The sequence below is a fragment of the Actinocrinis sp. genome (genome assembly GCF_035938995.1).
Taxonomy (GTDB): domain Bacteria; phylum Actinomycetota; class Actinomycetes; order Streptomycetales; family Catenulisporaceae; genus DASZGI01.
This window is the reverse complement of sequence record NZ_DASZGI010000073.1, coordinates 1-4,147: the sequence shown is the minus strand read 5'-3', so window position 1 is coordinate 4,147 and position 4,147 is coordinate 1. Positions and strand designations below refer to the sequence as shown.

Genomic DNA, 4,147 nt, shown 5'->3' with positions numbered 1-4,147 from the left:
CGGCCGCAGATCGTGCAGCTTCAACATTGGCTAGTCCACTTCCTCTACCTTGACCAGGTGGCGGACAACCTGGATCATGCCGCGGAACTCCGGGCGATCCGGCTTGACCACCGTCTGGCCGATCCGGCGCAGGCCGAGCGAGCGCAGCGAGTCGCGCTGCACGCTGGTCCCGCCGATCTTCGACTTGACCTGGGTCACCTTGAGCTGGGCCATCTCACACCCCAGCCCCGCTGGCCGCGGCACGCGCCTGCAGCATCGCCCTCGGCGCCACCCGCTCGATCGGCAGGCCGCGCTTGGCGGCGATCTCCTCGGGACGGCTCAGCGACTTGAGCGCCGCCACGGTAGCGTGCACCACGTTGATCGGATTGGACGAGCCTTGCGACTTCGACAGCACGTCGCCGATGCCGGCGCACTCGAGCACGGCGCGCACCGGGCCGCCGGCGATGACGCCGGTACCCGGGCTGGCCGGCTTGAGCAGCACGACGCCGGCCGCCGCCTCACCCCGCACGGTGTGCGGGATCGTGGTGGCAATCCGAGGCACCCGGAAGAAGTGCTTCTTGGCCTCTTCGACGCCCTTGGCGATCGCCGCGGGCACCTCCTTGGCCTTGCCGTAGCCGACACCGACCATGCCGTTGCCGTCACCGACCACGACCAGGGCGGTGAAGCTGAACCTGCGGCCACCCTTGACGACCTTGGCCACGCGGTTGATTGTGACCACGCGCTCCAGGTAGACGTTCTGCTTCTCGGCCTGACCACCACGGCGGTCGTCGCGGCGCTCGCGCCGCTCACCGCCGCCACCGCCGCGCCGCGGAGCTCCTGGCATTAGCTTTCCTTCCTATTACTAATCACAGCGTCAGCCCGGCTTCCCGCGCGCCGTCCGCGAGGGCGGCAACGCGACCGTGGTACTTGTAGCCGCCACGGTCGAAGACCACCGCGGTGATGCCTGCGGTCTTCGCCCGCTCGGCGATGAGCGCGCCGACCAGCTTGGCCTTGGCCGTCTTGTCCCCCGTCGCCGACCTGACAGTCGGGTCCATGGTGGAGGCGGACGCCAGAGTGCGGCCGACGGTGTCGTCCACGATCTGCACGACGATGTGCCGCGCGGACCGGTTCACCACCAGCCGCGGCCGGACGGCGCTGCCGATGACCCTCTTGCGCACCCGCAGGTGACGCCGGACGCGCGCGCGGGTCTTCGTCGCCGTGCGCGGCCCCACCCGCCCGGTGGCGTACTCGCGCGACGACCTCTTGGCCTTCGTACCAGCCATGACTACTTACCAGCCTTCCCGACCTTGCGCCGGATCACTTCGCCCTGGTACCGCACGCCCTTGGCCTTGTACGGGTCGGGCTTGCGGAGCTTGCGAATCCGCGCCGCGGTCTCGCCAACCAGCTGCTTGTCGATGCCCTCGACGACGAACCTGGTCGGCGCCTCGACCCGGAAGGTGATCCCTTCCGGCGGCGTGATGACCACCGGGTGGCTGAAACCGAGCGAAAACTCAAGGTCCTTGCCCTTGGCCTGCACGCGGTAACCGACGCCGACGATCTCCAGGGTCTTGCTGTAACCCTCGGTCACGCCGGCGACCATGTTGTAGATCAGCGTGCGCGACAGGCCGTGCAGCGCGCGGACCTTACCCTCGTCGTTGGGCCTGGTGACCCGGATGACGCCGTCCTCCTGGACCACGCTGATCGGCTCGGCGATGGTGAGGTTCAGGGCGCCCTTGGGTCCCTTGACACTGACCGCCTGGCCGTCGATGGCCACGTCCACTCCGCTGGGGATGGGAATGGGGAGTCGTCCGATACGTGACATGGTGGTTTCTCCCCTCCCTTACCAGACGTAGGCGAGGACTTCTCCGCCCACGCCGCTCTTCTTGGCTTGCTTGTCGGTCATCAGGCCACCCGACGTCGAGATGATCGCGACGCCAAGCCCGCCGAGGACCCGTGGCAGGTTGTCCTTCTTCGCGTACACCCGCAGACCGGGCTTGGAGACCCGCTTGATCCCGGCGATCGAGCGCTCCCTCGCGTCGCCGTACTTCAGCGAGACCACGAGGTTCTTGCCGACTTCGGCGTCTTCGACGCGCCACCCGGCGATGTAGCCCTCCTGCTCGAGGATCTCCGCGATGTGCGACTTGATCTTGGAATAGGGCAGGCCCACGGTGTCGTGGTACGCCGAGTTGGCGTTGCGCAGACGAGTCAGCATATCCGCGATCGGGTCTGTCATTGACATGGCCGTTTTGGCCTTCCTCGCCGTGGTTTCCTTGGCCGGACCTGCGGCGTGTTGCTAGTTACCAGCTGGACTTGGTGATGCCCGGGAGCTCGCCCCGGTGCGCCATCGTGCGGAAGCAGATACGGCACAGGCCGAACTTCCGGTAGACGGCGCGCGGCCGGCCGCAGCGCGTGCACCGCGTGTAAGCGCGGACAGCGAACTTCGGCTTCCGGTTCGCCTTGGCGATCAGCGCCTTCTTCGCCATTAGCGGTTCCTCCTTCCGGCCGCTGTCCTCGGTGCCTCGGCGGCCGCGGCCGACGCGTCCCTGAAGGGGAAGCCGAGCCGGCGCAGCAGCGCGCGGCCCTCGTCGTCGTTGGTCGCCGTGGTGACGATGGTGATGTCCATTCCCCGCTGCCGGTCCACCCGGTCCGGGTCGATCTCGGGGAACACGACCTGCTCAACGAGCCCGAACGTGTAGTTCCCCTGACCGTCGAACTGCCGGTCGTTCAGGCCTCGGAAGTCACGGATGCGGGGCAGCGCGATCGACAGCAGCCGGTCGAGGAACTCCCACATCCGGTCGCCGCGAAGCGTCACGTGCGCGCCGATCGGCATGCCCTCGCGCAGCTTGAACTGGGCGATGGACTTCTTCGCCCGCGCCACGGCCGCCTTCTGGCCGGTGATCGCGGCCAGGTCCCTGACGGCACCGTCGATCAGCTTCGCGTCCCGCGCGGCCTCGCCGACGCCCATGTTCACGACGATCTTGGTCAGCCCCGGGATTTGCATCACGTTGGCGTACCCGAACTCGTCCTTCATGGCCGGGGCGATCTCGCTCCGGTACTTCTCCTTGAGCCGGGGCCTGGCCTGCGCCTCGGTCGCCATCAGATTTCCTTCCCGCTCGGCCGCAGGACGCGGACCTTCGTGCCGTCTTCCTTGGTCAGGTAACCGACCCGCGCCGGACGCTGGGTCTCTGGGTCGACCAGCTGCACGTTGCTCACGTGGATCGACGCCTCCTGGGTGACGATGCCGCCTTCCTTGGCGCCGCGCACTCCCTGGTTGGTCACCTTCTTGTTCTTCTTGATCATGTTCACGCCCTGCACGGTGACCCGGTTCTCCTTCGGGTGCGCCGCGATGACGGTCCCGGAAGCGCCCTTGTCCTTGCCGGCCGTGACCACCACGTGGTCACCCTTCTTGATCTTCATCACAGCACCTCCGGCGCCAGCGAGATGATCCGCATGAACCGCTTCTCCCGCAGCTCCCGCCCCACCGGGCCGAAGATGCGGGTGCCGCGCGGGTCCCCGCCGTCCCTGATCAGCACGGCGGCGTTCTCGTCGAACCGGATGTACGAACCGTCCGCGCGGCGGCGCTCCTTGCGGGTGCGCACCACGACCGCCTTGACGACGTCGCCCTTCTTGACGCCAGCCCCGGGCAGCGCGTCCTTAACGGTCGCCACGATGACGTCACCGATGCCCGCGTATCGCCGGCCGCTGCCGCCGAGCACGCGGATACACAAGATCTCCTTAGCACCCGTGTTGTCGGCGACTTTCAGCCGCGACTCCTGCTGGATCACGTCAACTCCTGATCGTCACGCCGGGGTTCTCGCCGGCGGTCGTCTTACTTACTTGGCTCGCTCGAGGATCTCGGCCACCCGCCACCGCTTGGTCGCGGACAGCGGCCGGGTCTCCATCAGCAGCACACGGTCACCAACGTTGCACTCGTTCTGCTCGTCGTGGGCCTTGTACTTCTTGGTACGGCGCAGCACCTTGCCGTACTTGGGGTGCTTCACGCGGTCTTCCACCGCGACAACGACGGTCTTGTCCATCTTGTCGCTGACCACGTAGCCCTCGCGGGTCTTGCGGTAGCCGCGCGCCTCGGTCGCCTCCGCGGCCGTGGTCTCCTCGGCTGGTGTCGTGCTCACTGGTCAGCGCTCCCCTCGGTGCTCGCCGCGACGTC

At 67.7% G+C, this 4,147-nt stretch carries 10 protein-coding genes; all 10 read right to left on the bottom strand.

The annotated features are described in order from the left end of the window. Nucleotides 1–30 precede the first annotated feature (30 nt). From rpmD to rpsQ, 10 genes are read right to left on the bottom strand one after another with little or no spacing between them, the layout of a single operon-like run. Nucleotides 31–213, bottom strand: a complete 183-nt coding sequence (rpmD, locus tag VGZ32_RS04740; RefSeq protein WP_326884572.1) for a 50S ribosomal protein L30 — start codon at nucleotides 211–213, stop codon at nucleotides 31–33. 1 nt (nucleotide 214) lies between these two features. Further along, the gene (rpsE, locus tag VGZ32_RS04735; protein WP_326884571.1) at nucleotides 215–823 is read right to left on the bottom strand and encodes a 30S ribosomal protein S5; all 609 of its coding nucleotides are present in this window, start codon (nucleotides 821–823) and stop codon (nucleotides 215–217) included. 22 nt (nucleotides 824–845) lie between these two features. Then, the gene (rplR, locus tag VGZ32_RS04730; RefSeq protein ID WP_326884570.1) at nucleotides 846–1,262 is read right to left on the bottom strand and encodes a 50S ribosomal protein L18; all 417 of its coding nucleotides are present in this window, start codon (nucleotides 1,260–1,262) and stop codon (nucleotides 846–848) included. Between the two features lie 2 nt (nucleotides 1,263–1,264). Beyond that, nucleotides 1,265–1,801, bottom strand: a complete 537-nt coding sequence (gene rplF, locus VGZ32_RS04725) for a 50S ribosomal protein L6 (RefSeq protein WP_326884569.1) — start codon at nucleotides 1,799–1,801, stop codon at nucleotides 1,265–1,267. Nucleotides 1,802–1,819: 18 nt separating this feature from the next. After that, on the bottom strand, nucleotides 1,820–2,218 hold the full coding sequence (rpsH, locus tag VGZ32_RS04720; protein ID WP_326884568.1) for a 30S ribosomal protein S8: 399 nt from the start codon (nucleotides 2,216–2,218) through the stop codon (nucleotides 1,820–1,822). Between the two features lie 58 nt (nucleotides 2,219–2,276). Next, nucleotides 2,277–2,462: a type Z 30S ribosomal protein S14 gene (locus VGZ32_RS04715; RefSeq protein ID WP_326884567.1), complete on the bottom strand. Its 186-nt coding sequence runs from the start codon at nucleotides 2,460–2,462 to the stop codon at nucleotides 2,277–2,279. After that, nucleotides 2,462–3,076 (bottom strand): 50S ribosomal protein L5, encoded by a 615-nt coding sequence (gene rplE, locus VGZ32_RS04710; RefSeq protein WP_326884566.1) that lies wholly within the window; start codon nucleotides 3,074–3,076, stop codon nucleotides 2,462–2,464. Before rplE ends, VGZ32_RS04715 begins: the two co-directional genes overlap by 1 nt. Next, entirely contained in the window at nucleotides 3,076–3,396 is a 321-nt protein-coding gene (gene rplX / locus VGZ32_RS04705; RefSeq protein WP_326884565.1) for a 50S ribosomal protein L24, read from the bottom strand. Before rplX ends, rplE begins: the two co-directional genes overlap by 1 nt. Beyond that, nucleotides 3,396–3,764, bottom strand: a complete 369-nt coding sequence (gene rplN / locus VGZ32_RS04700; protein ID WP_145852118.1) for a 50S ribosomal protein L14 — start codon at nucleotides 3,762–3,764, stop codon at nucleotides 3,396–3,398. The genes rplX and rplN overlap by 1 nt, the downstream gene beginning before the upstream one ends. A gap of 48 nt (nucleotides 3,765–3,812) precedes the next feature. Next, a complete protein-coding gene (gene rpsQ, locus VGZ32_RS04695) occupies nucleotides 3,813–4,112 on the bottom strand; it encodes a 30S ribosomal protein S17 (RefSeq protein WP_326884564.1) in 300 nt (99 codons plus the stop codon). Nucleotides 4,113–4,147: the final 35 nt, after the last annotated feature.

What these genes read in the sequence shown, in the direction of transcription:
- rpmD (WP_326884572.1), bottom strand. Translation starts at nt 213, where the DNA reads ATGGCCCAGCTCAAGGTGACCCAGGTCAAGTCGAAGATCGGCGGGACC.
- rpsE (WP_326884571.1), bottom strand. Translation starts at nt 823, where the DNA reads ATGCCAGGAGCTCCGCGGCGCGGCGGTGGCGGCGGTGAGCGGCGCGAG.
- rplR (WP_326884570.1), bottom strand. Translation starts at nt 1,262, where the DNA reads ATGGCTGGTACGAAGGCCAAGAGGTCGTCGCGCGAGTACGCCACCGGG.
- rplF (WP_326884569.1), bottom strand. Translation starts at nt 1,801, where the DNA reads ATGTCACGTATCGGACGACTCCCCATTCCCATCCCCAGCGGAGTGGAC.
- rpsH (WP_326884568.1), bottom strand. Translation starts at nt 2,218, where the DNA reads ATGTCAATGACAGACCCGATCGCGGATATGCTGACTCGTCTGCGCAAC.
- VGZ32_RS04715 (WP_326884567.1), bottom strand. Translation starts at nt 2,462, where the DNA reads ATGGCGAAGAAGGCGCTGATCGCCAAGGCGAACCGGAAGCCGAAGTTC.
- rplE (WP_326884566.1), bottom strand. Translation starts at nt 3,076, where the DNA reads ATGGCGACCGAGGCGCAGGCCAGGCCCCGGCTCAAGGAGAAGTACCGG.
- rplX (WP_326884565.1), bottom strand. Translation starts at nt 3,396, where the DNA reads ATGAAGATCAAGAAGGGTGACCACGTGGTGGTCACGGCCGGCAAGGAC.